Origin of the sequence: Mahella sp. (assembly GCF_020054945.1) — a bacterium.
In the GTDB taxonomy this organism is placed as follows: domain Bacteria; phylum Bacillota; class Clostridia; order Mahellales; family Mahellaceae; genus Mahella.
The window spans coordinates 55,789-81,034 of sequence record NZ_JAIHAU010000004.1; the positions used below are offsets into that span (position 1 = coordinate 55,789).

General features: G+C 45.7%; 21 protein-coding genes. 12 read left to right on the forward strand and 9 right to left on the reverse strand.

Annotation, left to right across the window (positions count from 1 at the left end; translation table 11 throughout):
* Positions 1 to 37 precede the first annotated feature (37 nt).
* On the forward strand, positions 38 to 1,474 hold the full coding sequence (locus JG770_RS01585) for a M1 family metallopeptidase (protein ID WP_291954294.1): 1,437 nt from the start codon (positions 38 to 40) through the stop codon (positions 1,472 to 1,474).
* On the opposite strand, the gene JG770_RS01590 is transcribed toward JG770_RS01585, so the two are convergent.
* Both JG770_RS01590 and JG770_RS01595 read right to left on the reverse strand, forming a co-directional pair.
* Complete coding sequence (locus JG770_RS01590; RefSeq protein ID WP_291954297.1) at positions 1,475 to 3,229, reverse strand: ABC transporter ATP-binding protein; 1,755 nt, start codon at positions 3,227 to 3,229, stop codon at positions 1,475 to 1,477. It abuts the gene before it with no gap.
* A gap of 90 nt (positions 3,230 to 3,319) precedes the next feature.
* Entirely contained in the window at positions 3,320 to 4,057 is a 738-nt protein-coding gene (locus JG770_RS01595) for a patatin-like phospholipase family protein (protein WP_291954300.1), read from the reverse strand.
* 417 nt (positions 4,058 to 4,474) lie between these two features.
* Between JG770_RS01595 and JG770_RS01600 the strand changes: the two genes are divergently transcribed.
* The 9 genes from JG770_RS01600 to atpC are packed head-to-tail and all read left to right on the forward strand — an operon-like array spanning position 4,475 to position 11,009.
* Complete coding sequence (locus JG770_RS01600; RefSeq protein ID WP_291954303.1) at positions 4,475 to 4,813, forward strand: hypothetical protein; 339 nt, start codon at positions 4,475 to 4,477, stop codon at positions 4,811 to 4,813.
* Positions 4,791 to 5,459, forward strand: a complete 669-nt coding sequence (locus tag JG770_RS01605; RefSeq protein WP_291954305.1) for a F0F1 ATP synthase subunit A — start codon at positions 4,791 to 4,793, stop codon at positions 5,457 to 5,459. Before JG770_RS01600 ends, JG770_RS01605 begins: the two co-directional genes overlap by 23 nt.
* Before the next feature lie 15 nt (positions 5,460 to 5,474).
* Positions 5,475 to 5,687: an ATP synthase F0 subunit C gene (atpE, locus tag JG770_RS01610; RefSeq protein ID WP_291954307.1), complete on the forward strand. Its 213-nt coding sequence runs from the start codon at positions 5,475 to 5,477 to the stop codon at positions 5,685 to 5,687.
* Positions 5,688 to 5,711: 24 nt separating this feature from the next.
* On the forward strand, positions 5,712 to 6,194 hold the full coding sequence (atpF, locus tag JG770_RS01615; protein WP_291954310.1) for a F0F1 ATP synthase subunit B: 483 nt from the start codon (positions 5,712 to 5,714) through the stop codon (positions 6,192 to 6,194).
* A 4-nt stretch (positions 6,195 to 6,198) separates the two neighbouring features.
* Positions 6,199 to 6,753 carry an ATP synthase F1 subunit delta gene (gene atpH / locus JG770_RS01620; protein ID WP_291954314.1) on the forward strand — a complete coding sequence of 185 codons (555 nt, stop codon included), beginning with the start codon at positions 6,199 to 6,201 and terminating at the stop codon, positions 6,751 to 6,753.
* A gap of 16 nt (positions 6,754 to 6,769) precedes the next feature.
* The gene (gene atpA, locus JG770_RS01625) at positions 6,770 to 8,308 is read left to right on the forward strand and encodes a F0F1 ATP synthase subunit alpha (protein WP_291954317.1); all 1,539 of its coding nucleotides are present in this window, start codon (positions 6,770 to 6,772) and stop codon (positions 8,306 to 8,308) included.
* A complete protein-coding gene (gene atpG / locus JG770_RS01630; RefSeq protein WP_291954319.1) occupies positions 8,292 to 9,170 on the forward strand; it encodes an ATP synthase F1 subunit gamma in 879 nt (292 codons plus the stop codon). The genes atpA and atpG overlap by 17 nt, the downstream gene beginning before the upstream one ends.
* A complete protein-coding gene (atpD, locus tag JG770_RS01635) occupies positions 9,170 to 10,588 on the forward strand; it encodes a F0F1 ATP synthase subunit beta (RefSeq protein ID WP_291954320.1) in 1,419 nt (472 codons plus the stop codon). The genes atpG and atpD overlap by 1 nt, the downstream gene beginning before the upstream one ends.
* Position 10,589: 1 nt before the next feature.
* Positions 10,590 to 11,009 carry an ATP synthase F1 subunit epsilon gene (gene atpC, locus JG770_RS01640; protein ID WP_291954322.1) on the forward strand — a complete coding sequence of 140 codons (420 nt, stop codon included), beginning with the start codon at positions 10,590 to 10,592 and terminating at the stop codon, positions 11,007 to 11,009.
* Between the two features lie 30 nt (positions 11,010 to 11,039).
* Here atpC and JG770_RS01645 read toward each other — a convergent pair whose 3' ends face one another.
* Complete coding sequence (locus JG770_RS01645; protein ID WP_291954324.1) at positions 11,040 to 12,428, reverse strand: ATP-binding protein; 1,389 nt, start codon at positions 12,426 to 12,428, stop codon at positions 11,040 to 11,042.
* 9 nt (positions 12,429 to 12,437) lie between these two features.
* Positions 12,438 to 12,611, reverse strand: a complete 174-nt coding sequence (locus JG770_RS01650; RefSeq protein WP_291954326.1) for a hypothetical protein — start codon at positions 12,609 to 12,611, stop codon at positions 12,438 to 12,440.
* Positions 12,612 to 12,852: 241 nt separating this feature from the next.
* On the opposite strand from JG770_RS01650, the gene JG770_RS01655 reads away from it, so the two are divergent.
* Together JG770_RS01655 and JG770_RS01660 are read left to right on the forward strand one after the other, a co-directional pair.
* Positions 12,853 to 13,434 (forward strand): hypothetical protein, encoded by a 582-nt coding sequence (locus tag JG770_RS01655; RefSeq protein WP_291954328.1) that lies wholly within the window; start codon positions 12,853 to 12,855, stop codon positions 13,432 to 13,434.
* 263 nt (positions 13,435 to 13,697) lie between these two features.
* Complete coding sequence (locus tag JG770_RS01660) at positions 13,698 to 14,219, forward strand: hypothetical protein (RefSeq protein ID WP_291954330.1); 522 nt, start codon at positions 13,698 to 13,700, stop codon at positions 14,217 to 14,219.
* A gap of 465 nt (positions 14,220 to 14,684) precedes the next feature.
* Here JG770_RS01660 and JG770_RS01665 read toward each other — a convergent pair whose 3' ends face one another.
* From JG770_RS01665 to JG770_RS01685, 5 genes are all read right to left on the reverse strand, one after another.
* Positions 14,685 to 16,793 carry a cell wall-binding repeat-containing protein gene (locus JG770_RS01665; RefSeq protein WP_291954332.1) on the reverse strand — a complete coding sequence of 703 codons (2,109 nt, stop codon included), beginning with the start codon at positions 16,791 to 16,793 and terminating at the stop codon, positions 14,685 to 14,687.
* Positions 16,794 to 17,678: 885 nt separating this feature from the next.
* Entirely contained in the window at positions 17,679 to 20,303 is a 2,625-nt protein-coding gene (gene ppdK, locus JG770_RS01670; RefSeq protein ID WP_291954333.1) for a pyruvate, phosphate dikinase, read from the reverse strand.
* A gap of 59 nt (positions 20,304 to 20,362) precedes the next feature.
* Positions 20,363 to 22,378 carry a glycine--tRNA ligase subunit beta gene (glyS, locus tag JG770_RS01675; protein WP_291954335.1) on the reverse strand — a complete coding sequence of 672 codons (2,016 nt, stop codon included), beginning with the start codon at positions 22,376 to 22,378 and terminating at the stop codon, positions 20,363 to 20,365.
* Positions 22,273 to 23,172 carry a glycine--tRNA ligase subunit alpha gene (glyQ, locus tag JG770_RS01680; RefSeq protein ID WP_291954338.1) on the reverse strand — a complete coding sequence of 300 codons (900 nt, stop codon included), beginning with the start codon at positions 23,170 to 23,172 and terminating at the stop codon, positions 22,273 to 22,275. Before glyQ ends, glyS begins: the two co-directional genes overlap by 106 nt.
* A 339-nt stretch (positions 23,173 to 23,511) precedes the next feature.
* Complete coding sequence (locus JG770_RS01685; protein ID WP_291954341.1) at positions 23,512 to 25,242, reverse strand: tetratricopeptide repeat protein; 1,731 nt, start codon at positions 25,240 to 25,242, stop codon at positions 23,512 to 23,514.
* Positions 25,243 to 25,246 lie beyond the last annotated feature (4 nt).

Sequence of the window (25,246 nt, forward strand, 5' to 3'; positions counted from 1 at the left end):
GATATAAAATATATAGCGTCTATTATAGGAGGACTAGATGAAACATCGTTTCATATGGATAATAATAATATTATTGCTAACAGTATCAGGCTGTGCTATGTTGTTGCCGGCACGCCCATCGCCCACGCCACCTGCGTCGCAAACCAGCGACGCGGTGCAGCAGCAGGAACCGGCAGATGATACAGTACCCGAACTAAATCGGCCGCGATATGAAATGAGCCTTGTATTGAATACTGAAAAGAATACCATATCCGGCCATGAAATCATATTCTTTAAAAATACAGGCGATGAACCTCTAAATGATATATATTTACAGCTTTATCAGAATACCGATGAACGCCTTACTGATATACAAAAAATCATGCTGGACGAGGCGGAGGTTGAGTTCGAATATTCCGCCAATACGGTGGTAATACGGCCTCCTAAACCCATATATCCGTGGAAAAAGGTAAAGCTCGACGTCTTCTTTACCGGCGATATACCGGTCGTTACTGATAAGCTCGGCGACTATGGATACAAAAACGGCATTTATGCATTGTCGCGCTTTTATCCGTCATTAGCCGCGCGTAGCGACAGTGGTTGGATAATCTCTCCATATTATTACAACGGCGATCCGTACATAAGCGATGCTGCCGATTACGACATAAAGCTATCCATGCCGGCTAATCAGAAAGCGGTGTTCGGCGGCCACGTGGAATACGATACGGTAGAAGGCAATCGCCGCCTAGTCCACGTCACAGCATCCCCAGCCCGTACCTTTTGTTTCGCTTCATCGGCAAACTATAAAACGATCAGCAAAAAGGCGGGAGGTATCACCGTTACTGCAGCATATGCCAGTGGATCTCCTGATGTGGCGCAGTCTATGCTAGACTACGCCGAACACGCTTTATCGATCTTCCAACAGCGATTTGGGCCATACCCGTACGACTATATGGTATTGGCTGAGGCCCCTCTGCGCTCCGGCGGCATGGAATACTCCGGCATAGCATTATATACACCGGCTGTATTCAAAGGTAAAGATGTTGAACGCGAGGTAGTGCATGAGGTAGCTCACCAATGGTGGTTCAATATGGTGGGCAATGATGAATTCCGCGAGCCATGGCTGGACGAAGGGTTAACGCGCTACTCCGAAGTGATATACTATGAATCGCGTTATGGGATACAACGCAAGCAACAGGCCCTCGATAAAATAAGCCAGCGTCTCAAAACAACCTCGGACGGTGTATTATACAGCCCTATATCAGGTTTTTCTAAGTCACAATATTATATAGTAGTATACGACAAAGGGGCACTGTTCCACGATGCCCTGAGGCAGCAAATGGGCGATGACAGTTACTTTAAGCTGCTGCAGGAATATCTGCTCCGATACAAGTGGAAAATAGCCACCACCCAAGACTTTCAGACGTTAGCAGCCGAGATATATGGCGATGCCGATGCTATAGACAAATTGTTCGAGCAATGGATATACCGATAATTAAGCCATCTTTACTGTGTCCTCAGTATTGAACTGCATTGAACACAAATAGCTGTATAGGCCGCCGCGTTTTATCAGCTCCTCATGGGTACCCTGCTCGGCTATGCGGCCCTCATCGAGCACGATGATATTATCAGCCTTTTTTACGGTAGATAGCCTATGGGCTATTATAAGTATGGTACGGCTATTGGCCAGATTATTTATTGCATTCTGTATCTGGCGCTCGGTCTCGGCATCCACAGATGAAGTGGCCTCATCCAGTATCAGTATAGGCGTATCGCGCAGCACGGCACGGGCTATGGCTAACCGCTGTTTTTGCCCGCCGGATAAATTTACGCCGCGTTCTCCTATATAGGTATCGTAACCATCCGGAAAAGTCATTATAAAGTCGTGAGCACATGCTATTTTAGCAGCATTTATTATATCGTCCATAGTTGCATTTTCAGTGCCGTACGCTATATTTTCAGCCACGGTACCGTTGAAAAGAAACACATCCTGCAGCACCATGCTTATATTATCCCTCAACGAGCGCAGCGTTACATCGCGTATATCGACGCCGTCTATCTTTATGCGCCCTGACACAGGATCATAAAAGCGGGCCAACAGGCTCATTATAGTAGTTTTGCCCACACCGGTTGGGCCCACAAAGGCCACCATCTGCCCGGGTTTTATCTCAAAAGATATATCCTTCAAAACATATACATCTGGTCTGTAATAGAAAGTTACATCCTCAAATGTTATCTCACTTTTTACATCCTTCAGCTCGATAGCATTTTCTTTTTCCTTAACGTCGGGCTCGGTATCCAACACCTCAAATACACGCTCGGCCCCTGCCAAGGCCTGTTGCAGGTTTTCCATCACCTGTCCCAGCGCTCCTATAGGCTGGTAAAACATACCAAGGTACAGAACGAAGCCGACTATATCTTCCACAGGGAGATTGCCGGCCATGGCCATAAGGCCTCCTATCGCCACTACGATAACCGTGCCCAGCGAACTGAAAAATTCCACTATGGGATGGAATATACCGCTTAGTTTAAGTGCTCGTAATATCGCATCGGCATGAGCATAAGAACGCTGCCTGAGTTTTATCGTTTCATATTCCTGCCTATTAAATATCTGTATTTCGCGTATACCCGACAGATTATCCTGTAAATCAGCGTTGAAATCGGCCAGCGCCCTCTGGGCATATCTGAAATTGGGCTGTATCTTTTTGACGAATACAAAGCCGGCATAAGCCAAAAAAGGTATGGGTATAAGCGTCAGCGCCGCCAAAGCAGCGTTTTTGGAAAATAGGACGACAGCTACGCCTATGAGTATGAGCACATTGGTGACCAGATCGGGCACAGCATGGGCTATCAGCATTTCAAAAGTAGCCGTATCGTTGGTGACCCTGGACATAAGCTGGCCTGTCTGCTTATCATGATAGTATCTGAGCGATAGCTGCTGGAGCTTATCATACACTATAACGCGCATATCCGCTACAAGGCGCCATGCCGCATAGTGCGCCAAGTAGCGGTATAAGAAGGCGAACAATGTCCTGCCAGCGTAAGATATAAGAAGTATGAGGGCCAAATTCAATATAACGCTCCGAGCATCGGGGTATTGGTCGAGATTGGTCACTACTTCAACCAACCGGCTGATAAGATTAGGCCCTATGAGGTTTAGTCCCGTCACTGCCAGCATGCTAAGAGCAGCAGCTATAAGGTACTTCCAATAAGGTCTGGCCTGCTTTACCAAACGCAACAGATACTGCATATGTACTCTCCTCGTCGATCGCTTTTAACTAATTATATACCCTATATGACGTATGCGCAAATACTGTAGATCTTCATACATACAATGCTCTCAAATATCATACCCTTCCAGAGCTTGTTCCCCTATCTTTATGCATTCCTGCGCCCTCTCGAACTGATTAGGCTTTATACCCGATACGTCAGGGCGTATTATATAATCCGCATCTATTACCTTATACTTATAAAGTTGCTTTTGCAGTGTATCTATTGAAAGCATGAGCAGTTCAGCGGCATTGGACGGATTAATCGAAGTCGATGAAAATCCTACATCTACAGCTATTACAACATCAGCCCCCATTTCCTTAACCAAATCCGCTGGAATAAGATCTACAAATCCGCCGTCCACCAATATGCGATCATCAAGGTAGACTGGTTCAAATATCGCCGGTATAGCCGTACTGGCTCTGACCGCGGTGGCTATACTACCGCTTTTGAATATATACGGTTCGCCAGCCATAACATCGGTGGCCACGGCCCAAAACGGTATGCTGAGGTCTTCCATTTTGCGGTTGCCCGTCAGCGTGGCGATGACCGATTCAAGTTTCTTGCCCTGAAGTAAGCCTGTACGCGATAATGAAATATCCAACCAATATTTTGGCGTAATAGTAACCGCCAATTCTTCCAACATGTCCATAGATATGCCCGTACAATAGATGGCTCCTATGAGGGCTCCCATACTGCAGCCCGCCACATAATCAGGGTGTATACCCCGGCTCTCCAGCGCCTTCAATACCCCTATATGCGCGTATCCTCTCGCCGCTCCTCCGCCCAAGGCAAGCCCTACCTTCATATAAATCCTCCTATGATAAAATATTTGCTCGATAATCCTTTTAGCTCCATGATTTCGAATTCCATTTTTGAAAACATGGACGTATCGAAGCTGAGATGGACAGCTTGGATGTGCCCATGTGCTGCTTGCGATACATTGCTTTATTGTATTATACACCAAAAGCAAGCCCTTGTTAAACCTTCTCCAGCTGCAATTCGTAATGGCTCGGTGCTGGCGTAGGCTTTATATCATTGCAAGCGTTGAATTTGCCATACTATAAATTAACATTGGCATTAAAGTTGCTATTGAAATCACTTTGGAAAAGTATTATCATTAGTATAAAATGGCTAAGGAAAAGAGGCGATACATACGAATGATACAAGGAAAATACGCCGCAAAACCGCCGATGCAACAATAATTGTCACTGTACTGGCCGCATTGATAATATATATTTTAAATCGCGATATATATATACCGCTGGGCATAGCCATAGGCACCGCCCTCGCGATATGGCGTTTCGGCGCATTCTTGTCGCTCATAAGCGGGTACATAAAACCCACATCTACGGCAAATATAATATCTAAGGCTATGGTATACCCGCTATGGAATATATTACTTTTAATCGTGGCTACCGGTATAATTTATCTTTTAAAGCCCGCCGCTACCTTTGGTTTTATAATAGGCCTTGGCGTGTATGGTATCGTCATGCCTGTTACAGTAATAATGCATATGCGAAGGGAGGTGACAAAACCAGATGGACATCGAGATAACGGCTAAAACCGTCTTTACCATACCGATATTGGGCGGTATACCGGTCACCCAGACGGTGGTAAATATGTGGATAGTAATGGCCATACTGATAAGCGCGGCAATTATCATACGTTTGACATTGAAGTGGGAAACCGTGCCGCATGGCTTGCAAAATGCCGTAGAGGCCTTGTGGGATATGATATCATCCTTTATAAAGCAAAACCTCGGCGATAAAGCCGATCCGTTCATCCCTTATCTGACCACTGTAGCGCTGTTTCTGGCCGTGGCCAATATGCTGGGCATACTCGGCCTGCGCCCTCCTACAAGCGACATAATGCTGACGGCGACACTCGCCATAATGACCATGGTAATGATTATATTCGGTTCAATAAAATACAAGGGTGTGGGTGGCTGGCTGCATAGCATAGCCGAACCGATAGCAATAATGGTGCCCTTTAATCTTATGGATTATTTTATACGGCCGTTATCGCTGGCTGCTCGGTTATTCGGTAATATACTGGCATCCATGATAATAATGGATCTGGTATTTTCGTTTATACCCATAGGGGTGCCACCGATACTGAGCCTGTATTTCGATTTGTTCGACGGCCTCATTCAAACAGTGATATTCCTATTTTTGAGCATGATATATCTAAGAGAAGCACTGGAATAGAAGGGAGATAATATTATGACAGCAATAGCAGCTGCAATAGCAGCATTAACGGGCATAGGAGCAGGTATAGGCATAAGCATGGCCACAGGCAAAGCCGTAGACGCCGTAGCGCGTCAACCGGAAGCGGCCGACGCTATATTCCGCAACCTTCTCATAGGCGCGGCGTTGTCCGAAGCCACCGCCATATACGGCCTGCTGACCGCCATACTTATACTGGTACTCGCATAATATAGCACGAAAGGAAATGATGCTATGTGGGATATATTGGCCACACCTATATTCGTGGTCATAAACCTGTTTATACTCTATTATATATTGAAAAAGCTGCTCTATAAGCCTCTTATGAATTTCATGGAAAACCGCAGCAAAAATATACAGAGCCAGCTGGAGCAGGCCAAAACGCGTCAACAGCAGGCCGAAGAGCTGTATGCACAGTATGTACAGCAATTAAACGATATAAAGCAGCGCTCCGATCAGTTGTTAAAGGAGACAAGGGACAAAGCCGAGCAACAGATGAATGCCATCTTAAACGATGCTAAAGCTCAGGCCGAAACTATACTCACCAAAGCCCAAATTGAGGCACAAAGGCAAAAAGAACTGACCATAGAGCATGCCAAGGATCAGATAGCCGCGCTTGCCATGGCAGCGGTATCTGAAATACTGCAGCGCGAGCTGGATGCTGAAACCGACGAACAGCTTGTAAAGTCCATTATAGAACAAGGCATAAGGGGGTAGGAATATGCCCGATTCAGTCGCTGAAAACTACGCCGCTGCATTATTCGAAACCGCTGTGGATAAAAACCGCATAGAGGCATATATGCAGCAATTGCAAACCGTCATGGAAACTGTAAGCGCCAGCTCCGATCTCTTTAAGGCATTGATGAATCCCATAATATCCATGGATGAAAAAGCGCGTGCCGTAAGAAGGATATTTTCCGATACATGCGATGAGGAGATAATAAGGTTCATCGGCATAATAATAAAAAACCGCCGTCTTAGTCGGCTGGGCGATATAGTAAAGCAATATGCCCATTTATATCGCCGCCATGCAGGTATACTCGAGGTACGGGCCGTCGCTGCTCGCCCGCTGAATCCTGATATAATGGCTATGCTGAAGGGTCAACTGGAAAAAACGTATGGCAAATCGGTATATATCGAAAATATCGTAGACCCATCCATAATAGGAGGCTTGAGATTGGAGATAGGCGGCCGTACGATAGATCGCTCCATCGCTTCGCGCTTAAGTGCCATAAAATCAGCTGCCAGAAGGCTTGCAGCCAATATTTCCGTTTAGAAAGCGAGGTGTTTAAATGCCCGTAAAAATAAATGAAATAGCCTCTATCCTTCGTCAGGAGATAGAGGGCTTTGATCAAAAGGCCCATGTTGAAGATACCGGCTATGTTACCCGGTACAACGACGGCATAGCCATAATATATGGCTTGGAGCATTGCATGAGCAATGAAATGCTGGATTTCGGTAACGATGTATATGGTCTGGCTATGAATCTGAACGAGGACAGCGTAGGAGCCGTGCTTTTGGACATGTCATCGGATATAAAGGAAGGAACGCAGGTAAAGCGCACCGGCCGCGTTATATCGGTACCTGTGGGCGATGCTTTGATAGGCCGCGCAGTGGATGCGCTATGCCGCCCCATAGACGGCAAAGGCCCGATACCGTCCGATAAGAGCAGGCCCATAGAAAATCCCGCGCCGCCAATTATAGATCGACAACCGGTAACGGTACCATTGCAGACCGGCATCGTATCCATAGACTCGATGATACCTATAGGCCGCGGCCAACGCGAACTCATCATAGGTGACCGGCAAACCGGCAAAACTGCCATAGCATTGGATACCATATTGAACCAAAAAGACCAGGACGTCATATGCGTATATGTGGGTATAGGCCAGAAGGCGTCATCTATGGCGCAATTAGCACATACGCTTGATGAATTTGGCGCTATGGATTATACCGTCATGGTACTGGCGTCGGCAAGCGAACCTGCGGCGCTGCAATATGTATGCCCATATGCGGCCTGCGCCATAGCTGAAGAATTCATGTATAGCGGTAAGGATGTGCTTATAATATACGACGACCTATCCAAGCACGCCGTAGCCTACCGTACCCTTTCCTTGCTGCTGCGCCGTCCGCCGGGCCGTGAGGCATTCCCTGGAGATGTATTTTACCTGCATTCACGCCTGCTGGAAAGGTCGGCGCGTTTGGATGAAAGATTAGGCGGCGGATCTATGACCGCTTTGCCTATTATAGAAACGCTGGCCGGCGACATATCGGCTTATATACCGACCAACGTTATATCCATAACTGACGGTCAGATATATCTTGAAAACGAATTATTCCTGGCCGGCGTCAAACCGGCTGTAAATGTTGGCTTGTCGGTGTCCAGGGTAGGAGGCGCCGCTCAGACCAAAGCGATGAAAAAAATCGCCGGCACACTTCGTCTGGAGCTGGCGCAATACCGCGAGCTGGCCGCCTTTGCCCAATTTGGAGCCGAACTGGACGATAACACACGCCGGCGCCTGGCACGCGGTGAAAGAATTACCGAAATGTTAAAGCAGGAACAATATAAACCGCTGCCGGTAAGCCATCAGGTTGTGCTGCTCTATGCGGCCATAAACAACTATCTTGAAGGTATACCTGTGGAAGCCATAAACGACTTGAAACCGTCATTAATCGAATATATGGAGCTCCATGCGGCACAAGCCATGCAGTTCATACAACAAACAGGCACAATGGATGATGATACCGAAGCAAGCATAAAACAGGCATTGCATGCTTTCATAGAAGAATATAAGCAAAGGCCGGGTGACAAAAATGCCGAGCAGAAGTGAGTTGCTGGAACGTATAAAGAGTGTCAGAGAAACGCAGCAAATAACCAAGGCCATGTACCTCATATCCACCACAAAGGTGAGGCGGGCGCGCGCACAACTGAATGCGACCCTGCCCTATTACCATAAGATACGCGAGACCATGGCCGATATCCTCCAGCACTCACCCGACGTAACCAGTCATTTTATATCGCGCGATATAGGCGACCGTCCCAAAAGAATAGGGTATATAGTGATCACCGGAGATCGGGGCTTATGCGGAGCATACAATCACAATATTATAAAAGAAGCGGTGGCTCAGATGGATGATAAGCCTGAGCGCTCATTGTTCGTCGTAGGCGAAGTTGGCAGGCGTTACTTTATAAGCCACGGTTATACTATAGACGTCGAATTCTTATACACAGCACAGGATCCGAGTATATACAACGCCAGGGATATAGCCGATATGATGGTAAGGCTATACAATCAGCAGCTATTGGATGAGATATATGTAATATATACTGAATTGGTAAGCGGTAGCCGGCAAGAGCCGAGGACTTTGCGTCTGCTGCCGTTGGAAACCGAACGTCTCAAGTTAGATGAGGATAACGACGGCATAAGAGAATTTATAAAATATGAACCGTCGCGCCATGCGGTATTCAGGGTGCTGGTGCCCGAATACATAAAAGGCCTCATATATGGCGCATTGGTAGAGTCTTTCACCAGCGAGCACAGCGCCCGCATGTTAGCCATGCAGACCGCTACAGATAATGCAGATGAATTGTTAAAAGACCTTACATTGACCTACAACACCGTACGCCAGGAGGCCATCACACAGGAAATGGCCGAAATTATAGGCGGCGCCAACGCTATTGCAAAGGAGTGATGACATTGAGTACGAACAACAATATAGGGCATGTGATATCGATTATAGGGCCGGTAGTGGATGTACGGTTCGATAACGGATATCTGCCCGATCTGAATAATGCTTTAGAGATCAGCGCCGATAACGGCAAGGTAGTAGTAGAAACGGCGCAATATCTCGGCAGCGATGTAGTCCGCTGCATAGCCTTGGCCTCCACCGATGGTCTGCAGCGCGGTATGGAAGTTACTGATACAGGCGGCCCGATAAAGGTGCCGGTAGGGCGAGGCGTGCTTGGACGCCTATTTAATGTATTGGGCCAACCGATAGATGACGGCGGCGATGTGAAAGCCACAGATTATATGCCCATACACAGGGAATCTCCTGCATTTTCAGAACAGCAACCGGTCAGCCAGGTATTTGAAACCGGCATAAAGGTGGTAGACCTGTTAGCGCCATATCCCAGGGGCGGTAAAATAGGCTTATTCGGTGGTGCTGGCGTGGGCAAAACCGTCCTCATAATGGAGCTGATACACAATATAGCCACCGAGCACGGCGGGTTTTCGATATTCACCGGCGTCGGCGAGCGCACGCGCGAGGGCAATGAACTATGGAATGAAATGAAAGAATCCGGCGTGCTGGACAAAACCGCCATGGTGTTCGGTCAAATGAATGAACCACCCGGTGCGCGCATGCGCGTGGCCTTGACTGGGCTTACGTTGGCGGAATATTTCCGCGATGTAGAGCATCAGGATGTGCTCATGTTCATAGACAACATATTCCGATATGTGCAAGCAGGCTCTGAGGTATCGGCCCTTTTGGGCAGGATGCCGTCGGCGGTAGGTTATCAGCCCACATTAGCTCAAGATGTAGGCTCGCTGGAAGAGCGCATAACCTCAACAAAAAGCGGCTCTATTACATCTGTCCAAGCCGTATATGTGCCGGCCGACGATCTGACCGATCCTGCTCCGGCCGCTATATTTGCTCATTTGGATGCCATGACCGTGCTGTCGAGAGACATAGTGGAAATGGGCATATATCCGGCCGTCGACCCGCTGGCATCCACATCCCGCATATTAGACGCCCGCATACTCGGAGAAGAGCATTATAATACGGCTCGGCGCGTACAAGAGATACTGGAGCGCTATAAAGAGCTTCAGGATATAATAGCGATACTCGGTATAGAGGAGCTGAGCGACAACGATAAATTGACCGTTTATCGCGCCAGGAAAATACAGCGCTTTTTATCGCAGCCGTTCTCGGTAGCCGAGACCTTCACCGGCATGCCGGGTAAATATGTCCCGCTCAACGAAACTATAAAGGGTTTCAAGGAGATAGTAGACGGTCATATGGACGATGTGCCCGAAGAGGCTTTCCTGATGGTGGGTAATATCGATGAAGTGTACCAAAAAGCCGAGAGATTAAAGCAAGGAGGGCGCTGATATGCCGACCTTTCATTTGGACATAGTTTCGCCCGATCGCGAGTTCTTCGACGGCGACGTAGAGGAAATAATATTCCCTGTTTCCAACGGCTACACCAGCGATGGGTATATGGGCGTGCTGGCCGGCCATGAACCGATGGTATGCCCTATAGGCATCGGCGTGCTGCGCATAAAGCAAAACGGTCAATGGAGGGATGCTGCCATATCGGGAGGATTTATAGAGATACGTCCCCAAACGGTAACGATACTATCCGACACAGTGGAGTGGCCGGAAGAGATCGACGCCCGACGCGCAGAAGCCGCGCGGCGCCGAGCTGAGGAGCGTTTGCGTCAGCGCCTGAGCCAGGAGGAATACCTCCGCTCGCAAGCGGCCCTTGCCCGGGCACTGACCCGTTTGCGCATATCAAATAGAAAGGTATAGCATGGCAAACATATTCCCGCCGCATCACTATCAATGCGGGCGGCTGGTACGTGCCAACAGATACGTTATAAATTGAGCGGCTGTGCGGCCCGAGCGACCGTTGTGCTTGGCCTGCCACTGCAGTGCCATGCTGTTCAGCTCGTCGATATTCATCTCAATACCTTGCTGGCGCGCCAAGCCATCCACTATCTCAAGATACTCCTCCTGATCCGGCTGTAGAAATGTCACTACTATGCCAAAACGGTCGGTCAAAGACAATTTCTCCTGCTTGGTATCGCCCTCATGCAGCTCGTCGTCACCCACTCTGTCGCTGAAGTATTCCTTTACCAGATGGCGGCGGTTGGACGTGGCAAATATTACAACATTATCCGGCCTTGGCTCTATGCCGCCTTCCAATACAGCTTTTAAGCCTGTATAAGCCGACTCATCAGCATCAAATGCCAAATCATCGACAAACAGTATAAAGCGTTGCTTGAACGGCCTGACAGTATCAAGTATATCATAAAAATCATTCAGATTATCGCGCGATACCTCTATAAGCCGTAAACCATCCTTGCCATAACGATGTATAAGCGCTTTCACAGTGGAAGACTTGCCCGTACCCCTATCGCCGTATAATAACATATTATTGGCAGCATAACCGCCCACAAAGCTTTCGGCATTATCTATGACCTGCTTGCGCTGTACATCATATCCTATGAGGTTATCCAGCCGTATTGGGTCGGGATCGGCCACACCTGTCAAATAACCCGTGTATCCTGCACGACTTCCAACCCACCTGAATGTGAGATACTTGTTGAAAATACCTATCCCTGTCTTTTTATAAAATTCAGCCAGAGCATCTATCATATCGGGCCAACAAGCGCTATCCGCTATACGCCGCTTTATCGATATGCGCTGGTTTTGCAGCCACAGTAAGCTGTCGTCTGCCTGATCCGACCGCTCATCTTTGCGTGAATAGCCCGAATTATATAGTATATCCCATCCAGGCCAATGCTGTGTCACCATGCCCGTCCTCATGCCTATATTTTGCTTTAATATATCGCTGTCTATGCTGCATAATGTCTGCAAGTACTGCATATCGCTTTTAACCGCCTGCCGTATGGCATACGGTATATCGGCGTTATCCTCCATGCTCTGGCAATATTTGCTGAAAGCATTTTCGTCATTTAATACAAGATTCAGTATATGATCCTTCCACGGATTGACGCCGTCGCCGCTTTGAATAGATAATAAGTCGTGGACCAGCCAATGATAAGCGTTGACCATATTATACGGCATAACCGACTCGTCATCTATCATCTCCAATAAATCGACAAAACTCCTGACCGTCTCATCTTCCGTTATGCTTTTATAGACCGTTAATCCCGCCGCTGCCAGCCTTGCATTGCGTATATCGTATATATATTCGTTATTCATCGTTATCCATCATCTGCCTTTTACTGCCTCAATTATCAACGGGAACGAACTGTCAGCGTCAAAGGGCTGTTTGGCGAAACTGCCGTAAAGGCTGGTATGGCTGAATCCTACAAGGGTTAATTGCTCTTGTCCCACCGGGAATATATAATCGTAGTATTTGCTTATGTCTTTATAAAAATCCATGGTTATCATCCTTTCGTATATATTTTACCACAACGTATTGAATTTTGGTATTAATCTTGATTCAACCCATTTGCGATCTACCGATGGGAAAGTCCACCCTTTTAAAGTTGGGATGAAAAGCGACTTGCCTTTTTCAGTTAAATTGTGCTATTATAACCATAGCAGGTGGCGGGGTTTGTTTGAAGATATTGGTCATGGATTTCATAAGAAGATTTGCGATTAGCGGGGAGTGTATTTTGCAATGAAGAAAGCATTGGTAATTATAGTATGCTTACTTTTTATAGCTTCAATTGGATTAAATATATATCAATATAGAAAAATTACTAATGAAAAAGAAATTAACATGAATATGGTGAAAGACTATATGAGTACATCAGAGGTAACATTCATAAACGCATTTGAAGTAGTTGATCAAGATATGATGGAGTATATTGCAGATCCGTCAAATCTAAGTAATTTTATCGAAAGCATTCAAGCAGCAGAATTATATTATCTTATAGCATCACAACGTGTTGCTGCATTTCAACTTAATAATAAAGGCCCATCTTCCACTTACTTACAGTCGCGTTCTTTAATAGACGCTTACCTGCAAGAACTCCGATCGTATCGAAAATATCTAATGAGCAATGAAAATGGAGCTTATGCGTATACCGACCAGATTGCGATGGTTATAGCTGACCTAAAAACAATTGCCAACTGGTTGAGCGAAAGATATGAAAATAATAATTTCCAGGTTTATAACGATGATGATTTTTATAAAGAGGTATATGACAATCTTGCTAGTAATATTAAAGAGCATTATTTTATCGGCTTTTCTGGTTGATAATATGGACTGCAATCGTCAATTATGGGACTTGAGCTATTAGCATTCAAGTTATATAATGATTTTACAATCACAAACATGGATGGAAAATAGCATTTAGGTATTTGCGCAGCAAGTTATTACGCAGATCAAAAATTGATGTATTAAGGAGGTTACGATATATGAGGAATATGAAAAAATTGGCCTGTTTGTGTACATTCTTTGCCTTATGAATTGTTTTAATCATTGGCGGTTGTACCTCCAATGGAGCTTCGACAGTTACAGTGAAAGATTTCGATCAATTGTTAACAAGCCTTTATCAAGAGGGGAAATATATTTTTGAAGATTTGCCGTGGCTTATATCCAAAGAAGAGGTAATGGAAAGGAAACAATTGAATGACAATAATTCGGTAAGAGAAGACTTATTGAAAATAGATGGGATCTTTCCTTTTAACGACTCATCGCTGGAACAAACGGTGTTATTTGTGTTTGAAGACGACAAATTTGTATCTGGTGAATATCTATTCTCAACTGCCGACCATGATGAATTTATCAAGTTTTGCGAGGAGCTTAAAACCCATTTGGAAAAATCGCTTCCAAAGCCGTTTGGGAATGATTTAAGCGTATTCGATAATGCAAAGAATGTAGATACTGATGGGCAAGGGGAAAGCGTGAGCTGGAAAGGCGAAGATGGCAGTTATTTAATGGTTGACTTGCTTGCAGCCGCACAGGAGGATGATAAAAAGCAGTATATCATACAGATCCAAAGTACATCTCCTCTTCCTGAAAAAGAAGGATTGCAATAATCATGTCCCGAACCTTGGGTGAAAATCACAATGGCCGTAGTTTCCGAAGAACCTGATGGCGACTTGCCATGTTTATGTTATGAGCCCTATATATTAGGATGGTTGCCGTAGAGAAAATAGTGTATAATAAAAACACGACAAATCCTACGGAGATTTTATAATGTCTGACCATAGAAAGGTAAACGGGTATTATACCCATGAATTTAAAGAGTTAGTCCTTAATATGAATATTCCGGCATCTGAGAGCCAGTTAATCCGATACAAAGAGCCGTCCATTCCGAACATGAGAGTCACAGATTCCAAAAATTCAGTCCGCTGTTGAGGGCCACCAAAGGTATTACAATTATCCTACGAGTAATACCGCGGAGCTGTTCAGCGAACTTGACGCAACAACGGATACATAGGTGGCTCTATCTGAAGAGAATAGATGGCTCTGTCACCCCGGAATATTCAAAAACTTGTTTCTTAATACTTAGTTAAATCTACATTTATCACACCCGAATCTATAACTTTGCCGCTGCTATTTATGGCTTCTATTCTAAACCATGCATTTTCTTTCAAAAAAACTTGCCTCATATTTGTGTAAACATATCCATCTTTAACGTAACCATAATTGCCAGAACTTGTATCAATACGTGTAATATAGAGATAATCATTGTAACGTAAACCCTCGTAATACAATTTATACGATACAGCTTTATCTAAATTTAACCATTTTAATTCAAATATAACATATCTAGAATCAGGAGGATACGGCTCTATTTCAGTCATAGTGATACTTTTCGCCCACTCTGATTGAGGCGCTTGAGGCTTTGGTTGGTCTGTTCCGGGGTGCAGATAATTGCTTGTATCTACGCTTATTTCTGCGGTATCTATTACTTTGCCTTGGATATCTACGACTTCTACCCTGAATTTGTGGTTGTCAGGATAGTAGCCAATACCTCCTGTACTATAATAGATGTCATTATTCCAGTTAATCTCGGCCATAGTTGCTACAAATGAATAGTCACCATCTTCATAATGATATAGGTGATATTCTTTTGCTCCAGGTTTTTTTAACCACTTGATATCTATAAAGACAATTCCAGGATAATCTGGGCTTGTAGAAAATTTTTCAGCTGCAACACTTTTCGCCCATTCCGATTGAGGCGGTTGCTCTGATCCCGGGCGCAGATAATTGGCTGTGTCCATGCTTATTTCTGCTGTATCTATTACCTTTCCTGCGCTATCTATTGCTTCTACTTTAAACTTATGTTTACCTGGAACATAACCAAAATAGTCTTTAAAAAAATCAACTTCAAATACAGAAGCTTTTAACACATACTCATTGTTAGTGTTTTCATAATGATAAAGTTCGTATCTTTCTGCTCCGGGTTTTTTATCCCATTTAAAAGATATAAAGACATATTCGGGAATAATTAAGCTTTCATATACTTTATCAACAGCAACACTTTTCGCCCACTCTGATTGAGGCGGTTGAGGTTCAGGATTAGGCGCTGGTTGTGGGTTTGGGTCCGGCTGTGGATCGGGTTTTCCCCCATTAAACAGCTTTCCAATCAACTTTCCGGGCACTGCGCCTTCTCCGCCCAGCACAAACTGTTTAGTAAACTTATGATCTGCAATATATTTCACCGTATTGTCAAGCCCGTTTACATCATCCGCCAGCAATATAGGTGTCTTATTTTTTGCGGCTAGTACAGTGCCCGCCAGTGAATCGGGATAATCCTTTCCGGTAGCAATTGTTACACCCTGGAAATCACCTTTATCAAACTGCTTTGCTATGTTGAGCGATGTTTCATATCTATTGTTGCCGCTTATCCTTGTTACTTGCATACCAGTTGCTATGGTGTGCTCAATATCGCTTTGCAGTGACTGTGATATCGCTCCGGTGCCTCCGAGAATATATACTTTCTTAACACCCCAACGGGTTAGCGCCTGCCTGTTTATTTCGTCCAATGTAGGTTCCGTTGCCTTATTTGTAACAAACAATATAGGCACATTATTCAATGCGGAAAATGGTGCTGCAGACAAAGCATCTGGAAAATTATAGCCTGTCGCTATCATAACAGTATCAAAGGCAGCCTTTTCTCTAACCCTGTCACCTATCTTAATTGCCGTTTCACGCCTGTCCTGACCGTATATTCGATCCACAACTATGCCATCGTTTTTTAAAGTTTGTTTGATGCCATCTGATACCACAGTAGGACCGCCTATTATAAAGGCTTTGCTCGGCTGCAGTTTTGCTATTGTATCTTTTATAGGCTTAGGTATGGTGTTTTGGTCTACCAGTAGTATCGGAGCATCATACTGATAAGCTAATATTGTAGACGCCATAGCATCAGCAAACTTGTCCTCGCCCGTCCCCCTTACAACCACAATGGTATCGGCATGCTGCCATCCATTATCTACTATGGCAGCGTTTGTTTCAAACCTGTCTTTGCCACCTAAACGCGTAAAATCTTGACTGCTCCCAGCCGCAAAAGCCGGTTCTGATATACCTTTAATAGGTATACTGCTACTTGCTATAAACAGCAATGCAAAAACCAATATTGCTATAACGCTTTTTTTATACATGATTCAGTTTATCTCCCTTCAAAATTTTCATATTTGTAGCCTTTTGTTCGTGAAGCCACTAAACACACCATGCCTGCCCAAAAGTATAAGCACAATTTATTATACACTATTTTCTTTACGATAATTATCCTAACATATAGGGTTTGCAAAACGCTTACCTCCCATACTCTTTCGAAAACCTGCGAGACCTCCCGGGTACGCCAGATATACCTTGCAAGCTCGCCACACTTTAAGGCCCCGGCCGAGCCTCCGCATTCTCTCCATGTCGTTTGCGGATTGCTGCCTGCTGCCACATGGGAGGGCATCGGCTTCGACTTAATTAACTAACGGTAACGGGGCTGAATTGCCTCACGCTTTCGCATTGCGGCTCTCTTGCTCCCCATTTTCACGCTTATAGCTGGACTCTGCCGGACTCGGTATCTCACCGAGCTATATATCTAGCGCCGAACCGGCGCACACCTGCAACGGTTTTCTGTATCTTGCCTGTATGCTATATTATCCCATTTATGGCGCACCTCCTATTATATCGTATCATGCTATGCTTTCTTCTGTTAGGCTCTATTACGAAAGCTATATGGGCTATGTTGGAAATCTAATGCCATTATTTTATCATAAAGTGTCCCATAAATGAACCGAAAAAGTGTTTCATAATAGCTATTTTTAAGTCTATTTTTTATCCCATAATACAAGAAATCAATAAAAAAAGAGAGTATTATCTCTTAAACTACTAAGAAATAATACCCTCACTTTGTTTTCATTTTTGATCTGCAATACTTCCGGTGAACCATATTCGGTAAATGATGTGCATTAATTATAAAAAGGCAAGGTAATGCAAATTATTGCATTACCTTGTAACTTATCAACGTATTCCTTCTATGCGATTGATTATTTATGCTTAACCGCGGCCTGAGCTGCTGCCAATCGCGCTATGGGCACGCGGAATGGCGAACATGATACATAATCCAGCCCTACCGCATCGCAGAATTCTATCGAGCTCGGATCTCCACCGTGCTCACCGCATATGCCGAGCTTTATATCCGGCCGCGTAGCTCTGCCGAGCTCTGCCGCCATCTTCACCAGCTTGCCCACACCTTCCTGATCTAGATGCTGGAACGGATCAAAGTCGTATATCTTCTTATCATAGTAGGCATTCAGGAATTTGCCGGCATCATCTCTGGAGAAGCCGAACGTCATCTGTGTCAGGTCATTGGTGCCGAATGAGAAGAACTCTGCCTCTTTGGCTATTTCATCGGCGGTCAGGGCAGCTCTTGGCACTTCGATCATGGTACCTACATGATACTCTATGCGCTCGCCCTTCTCCTTTATGACATCCTCAGCGGTCTTGACTATTACATCCTTTACATATTTCAGCTCTTTGAGCTCGCCTACCAAAGGTATCATTATCTCGGCTACAATGGTATGCCCCTTCTCCTGCTTTACCTCTATGGCAGCTTCCATTATAGCTCTAGTCTGCATCTCAGCTATCTCAGGATATGTGACCGCCAGTCGGCATCCCCTGTGACCAAGCATGGGGTTGAATTCCTTAAGGCTCTCGACAGTGGCCTTCAGCTCATCAAAGGTTATACCCATCTCTTTTGCCAATTCGGCTATTTCCTCATCTTCATGAGGTAAGAACTCATGCAGCGGCGGATCCAGCAGCCTTATGGTAACCGGCTTGCCCTCCATGGTCTCATACAACCCTTTGAAATCGCTCTTCTGCATGGGCAACAGCTTGGCTAATGCCTTGCGGCGCTGTTCTTCGGTCTTGGATATTATCATCTCGCGCATAGCGGGTATGCGATCTTCATCGAAAAACATATGCTCGGTACGGCACAGGCCTATGCCCTCGGCTCCATATTCAGCCGCCTTTCTGGCATCTCTGGGTACATCAGCGTTGGCCCTTACCTTGAGCCTGCGCAGCTCGTCGGCCCATGCCATAAACGTTGCGAAATCGCCGCTTATAGCCGCTTCAACAGTAGGTATGGCCTGCGCATACACATAGCCGGTGCTGCCGTCTATAGATATATAGTCGCCTTCCTTTATAGTCAAGTCGCCTACTGTGAAATATTTGCCTTCTTCGTTTATCTTGATGTCGCCGCAGCCGGCAACACAACATGTACCCATACCTCTCGCCACCACTGCAGCATGGGAAGTCATGCCGCCGCGTGCTGTCAGTATACCTTGAGCCACGTACATGCCCTCTATGTCTTCAGGTGATGTCTCCGCTCTGACCAGTACAACCTTCTTGCCCTCTTTAGCAGCTTTTACAGCATCCTCCGCCGTAAAGTAAACCATACCGCAAGCAGCGCCTGGCGATGCAGGCAGGCCTTTGGCTACAGGTTTGGCTTCTTTAAGCGCTTTCTCGTCAAACATCGGGTGCAACAGTTGGTCCAATTGCTTTGGTTCTACTTTGAGTATGGCCTCTTCTTTGGTCAATAAGCCTTCATCAACCATGTCTATGGCTATCTTTAAGGCAGCTATGGCCGTGCGCTTGCCGTTGCGCGTCTGCAACATGTACAGTTTGCCGCGCTCTACTGTAAACTCCATGTCCTGCATGTCCTTGTAATGCTGTTCCAATTTCTTGGCTATATCGTTAAATTGCTCATACACATTGGGCAGCACTTCTTTTAGTGCGGATATAGGTTGAGGCGTTCTTATACCTGCCACCACGTCTTCGCCCTGAGCATTCATCAGGAATTCGCCGTACAGTTCTTTTTCACCGGTGGACGGGTTGCGCGTAAAGGCAACGCCCGTACCCGAATCATTGCCCATATTGCCGAATACCATGGTCTGTACGTTGACAGCGGTACCCCACCAGCTCGGTATCTCGTTCAAACGCCTGTATGTTATGGCCCTTGCGTTATTCCATGAACGGAACACCGCTTTTACAGCCTCCATCAACTGCACCTTGGGATCTTGCGGGAAATCTTCTCCTTTTTCCTGCTTATAAAGCTCTTTATAGCGCTTTACTACTTCTTTTAAATCATCGGCCGTAAGATCGGTATCGTATTTATACCCTTTAGCTTCCTTTATCTCATCCAAAATTTTCTCAAATTTGTTCTTATCTATTCCCATCACGACGTCCGAGAACATCTGTATAAAGCGGCGATAGCTGTCATAAGCGAAACGTTCGTTATTGGTCAGCTTAGCCAAGCCTTCCACGGTTTCATCGTTTAAGCCGAGGTTCAATATCGTATCCATCATGCCCGGCATGGAAGTCCTCGCGCCTGAACGGACCGAAACCAGCAAAGGATTGCTCGCGTCGCCGAGCTTTTTGCCGTTAACCTGCTCAAGCCGCGCCAGCATTTCGTTTATTTGCTCTAATATGTCCTCCCCTATGACTTCGCCGTCTTCATAGTACCTGGTACAAGCCTCGGTAGTAATGGTAAATCCGGGCGGCACGGGTAAGCCAAGCCTGGTCATCTCGGCCAATCCGGCCCCTTTACCCCCCAGCAGCTCTTTCATGCTGCCGTCGCCTTCTCCAAAGAAATATACGTATTTATGTGCCATAAAGCTGTATCTACTCCTTTCATTTCTATAAAATCTATATAATAAAGCTGATGTTTCAGCTATATTACAATATAAGAAAAATCACCTATTGTCTTAAACAATTCAGCTATGTTCTTCAAAATCGCCAAGCGATTAGCCCTTATAGCCGGATCCTCGACCATGACCAATACGGCATCAAAAAATTCATCCACTGCCGGCTTAAGCCCCTTTAATATTTCATAGACACGGTCGTAATCCCCTGCAGCCAGCGCCTCATTTAGCATCTCTTTTGCGCCTTTATATGCCTGCCATAATCTGCTCTCTGAACTATCGCTAAAGAGGGCCTCATCTACAAACAAGCTGTCCGCTTTGGCTGCCAGATTATTCGGGCGGTTAAAAGCCGTCATAAAGTCTTCGAAATCCGGGCGTGCCTTCCATTGAGCTATTATTTCAGCGCGTTCGCGCACCTCGCAGATATCATCGAAACCGGCCGCTATGGCAGCATCCACGACATCATAGGATAAGCCCTCGTCTATCAGCATAGAGCGTACCCTTTGCTTTATAAAATCCAGTAACTCGTTAAAAGTCCTGCGCCGGTTTTCATTATCCAAATCGTAAAGCTCCAGGCTGTGCATCACTGCATCGCGCAGCGAAATGCTTATCCTCTTGTCATATATCATTCGGCATATGCCCAAGGCCTGCCTGCGCAGCCCATAAGGGTCCTGCGAACCAGTAGGCTGAAGCCCTATGCTGAAGTATCCGCACAACGTGTCCAATTTATCGGCCAGGCTCATGATTATGCCAACCGTGGTATCGGGCAGGGCGTCAACAGCCGTACGCGGCAGGTACATCTCATATATGGCCTGCGCCACAGGTTCCGGCTCGCCTTGCAATATCGAATATTCTCTGCCCATTATACCCTGCAGCTCATCGAATTCATTCACCATATCGGTCACGAGGTCGGCTCTGGACAGATAAGCCGCTCTATCAAGGTAAGAGAGCATATCTTCGTTCAATCCTAATCTTTGGCCTATATACCGGCACAAATTGCGCAATCGTATGGTTTTATCATACAGCGTGCCGAGGCCATCATGGAACACTATGCCTTTTAGCTCCTCTACGCGTTGCTCGAGAGGGCGCTTTATATCCTCTTCAAAGAAAAACTTGGCATCCTCCAGCCGCGCCCTGAGCACCTTTTCGTTGCCCTCTCTGACCACATCTATGTAATCGCCGGTACCATTCCTGATCCCTATGAAATATGGCATAAGCGCATCCGCATCATCTTTAACGGGGAAATAGCGTTGATGGTCCCTCATAGGCGTAATCACTACTTCTTCGGGTAAATCCAGATATTTTTTATCAAAATTCCCCAAAAATGCCGTGGGGTATTCTACCAGATATACGACTTCTTCCAGCAGGTCCGGGTCTTGCAACGCCGTACCTCCCTTTTTATCGGCCAATTCTTTTATCTGTTGGCTTATCATATCCTTGCGGCGATGTTGATCCACTATGACAAACTGCCGCTCCATGACAGCGATGTAACTATCAGCCCTGTCTATAGCCACCTGCGGCTGTCCTAAAAATCGATGGCCTCTGGAATAGCGTCCGGATGAAATGCCGCCTATATCAAAGGAAATCACCTCGTCGTCCAGCAATGCAACTATCCATCGTATCGGACGCACAAATCTAATATCCATATCGCCCCATCGCATAGACTTGGGAAAGCTCAAAGCCGACACAAGCTGAGGGGCTATTTCCTTTAACGCGTCGCTTGCCTGCATACCGCGCTGCACTTTATGAGCATAGACATAGGGTATACCGTTGACTTCATCGATGATCAAATCCTCGGCGCTTACATTCTGGCTGCGCATAAAGCCGAGCAGTGCCTTAGTAGGCTGGCCGTCATCGTTATACGCCGCCTTTTGGGCAGGTCCTTTGACCAATTGTTTGACATCCTGCTGATACTGGGCCACATCATTTACTATAAGCACTATGCGCCTCGGCGTGCCGTATGCGCGCATATCTTTATAAGGCAGGCGGTATTGTTCAAAAATAGCTTTGCCTTTCTGCTCCATCTGATCCAATATATCCGGCATAAAATGAGCCGGTTATACGACGCCCTCTCGCTTACGCTTATAGCCCCTCTGGCATCCAGGAGATTGAACGTATGGGAACATTTCAGCACATAGTCGTATGCCGGCAATAACAAGCCCTCTTCTACCAGCCTATAGGCCTCTTTCTCATATATATCGAATAAATGCGTCAGCATATCGGTATCGGAACATTCAAAATTATATTTAGAATGCTCCCATTCTGCCCTATGGAATATATCGCCGTAGCTTATATCATCGGCCCATCGTATATCGTATACATTATCCTTATCCTGTATATACATGGCTATGCGCTCCAGACCATAGGTTATTTCTACCGATACCGGCCGGCAATCGATGCTGCCCACCTGTTGAAAGTATGTAAACTGCGTTATCTCCATGCCGTCCAGCCATACCTCCCAGCCCAAACCCCATGCGCCGAGAGTGGGGGACTCCCAGTTATCCTCTACAAATCTCACATCGTGTTTTTCCAGCTCTATGCCCAATGCCCGCAAACTATCCAGATATGACTCCTGGATATCATCAGGCGATGGCTTTATCACTACCTGAAACTGATGATGCTGGTACAGTCTGTTCGGGTTATCGCCGTAGCGCCCGTCCTTAGGTCGGCGCGAAGGCTCCACATAGGCCACCCGCCACGGTTCCGGGCCTAGTGCTCTCAAAAAAGTAGCCGGATTCATGGTCCCGGCACCTTTTTCTATATCATAAGGCTGCATTAAAGCACACCCTTTGTTGCTCCAAAAGCGCTGCAGCGCTAAAATAATATCCTGAAAATTCATATATCGGCTCTACGCCGCTTTATAGAGCGGCATCAACCATCCTCTCAAATAATAATGCTTTTTGGCTAAGTATCCTTATATACTTTAGCAAAAGGACAACTGCTTGTCAATAGCCTAAAAAATCATCTGCAATTCGTAATATAGCAAATTCCGGTCTGCAATGATATAAAGCCTACGCCCGCTACAGGCTACACATATATGCCTCGCTACGGCTGTGAAGCTGGACCACTACGCAATCAAAGATTGCTGTGGTCCTACGCTTCAAAAGCCCGCTCAGCATATATGTGCAGCCTTATATTACGTAATGATTGCATACTTACACTTCGTTTCAGTCGTATATTACGAATTGAAGAGATCTATATAGCCTATCGTGTTAATTAAGCGCCTGTAAGCATTTGATAGGGATGATGCCGACACATTATAATATTGGGCAATGTCCTGCATGCATCCCCAAGCGCCTTTTCTTCTGCAATAGTAATACTCCAGCGCCGCAGCCCATACCTCTTTCTTCCTTATCCTGGTCAGCTTTTCCTGCGGTACTGTGTTCAAATAACATGTCATGACTTTACGCACCGCGGCTTCATAGTTATCGTCATAACGGTCTTTCATCATCTTTACAGCCAGCTCGGCGGCTTCCATGTATGGGACCAAGCTATTGTCCTCGGTCTCGGCTATCAGGTTAACCTTTACCTCCGTCAGTCTCTGGTCTATATAGGCCATATACGGTTCTTTTATCCCATTCTGCTTTAATAAGCCAAAAACCTCTTTGCGCAGTGCTTCTGACTCGCCTTTCCTGAGCAGAAATTCCCTTAAAATCCTTTCGGCTTCCCTATCCTTAAATCCCGATACGGTATGGAGCAGGACGCTCTTTATCACATCATCGTTTATATCCAGACCCCATCTGATTATATCCTTAAATTCGTTGTCTTTGCGCCACATATCGATCAATTGATCTTTAGACGTGGCCAATATCCGGTTTATAAATTGCATACGTCTCAAGAATTCATCATGCGGCACCTGGTACTGATAGAGGTACTCCTGATCGGGTATCAACTGCCTCATGTGAAGGCTGGTCCTTTCTCTGTAAAACGCCGCTATCGAGTTGTCCGGATCCAGCTTCAGCATCTTATCCCACCAATCTATGGCTTGGTCGTATTGCTTTAAGTTAAGGCAGGCTACTCCACAATAATATATTATCCTTATATCATAGGGGTTATATTCCAACAACATTTTTAAAACTTCGAGCGCCCGCTCATGCAACCTGAGCTCGCACAATGTGACGCCTATTTTATATAAGCCGTCAGGGTCATCGGCATCTATTAAATCCGTTATCCTCTTTATATATTCCTCTTTGCTGTCTTGATCGCCTATATCGTCGTAATATAAGGCCATGTTGCAATTTGCGTGTATATTGTCGCTTTGAACTGACAACACGGCTTTTTCTATATTTACCGCTTTATCTATATCACCTGCGCAGAAGTACGCCAATGAAAGATTGTTTTTCACGAATAAGAGCGTGGGATCCTCCTCCATTATCCTCTCAAATACATTTATGGCTTTCTTATATTCACCCTTATCCAAAAGTTGCTTGCCTATCCTCGCGCGTTTATAAAGGGCTTTGAAGCTGTTGTCGTATCCTATCATTTCTTCAATATAGGAGGTTTGCAGCTCCAATATAGCCAGAAATTCCTCCGCTTCATCGACATATTCACCGTCATAATCCATATTAAGATATTTTTTAAAATATTCCCTGGCCTGATCATAATCCTGCATTCCCAGGAAATTGCATGCCATATCAAAATAAATCCTGGCCCTGTATTCTTCCGCACGGTGCAGCGCATATGCCAGTACAGCATTGGACTCGTCAAAAAAACTCATTTCGGTGAATAATTCCGCAAGCTCCAAAACATAGCCTATGTTATCCGGGTCTTTATCCACTGCCTTCCTGTAACAATTCAGTGCCTCTATATAATTGCTCTTACCGATATATTTCTGAGCCCTCTTATAATAAAATGCCCCATCCTGCTCAAAAGGAAGCACGTTACCTTCATTCGGTTTAGTATAAATCATGATC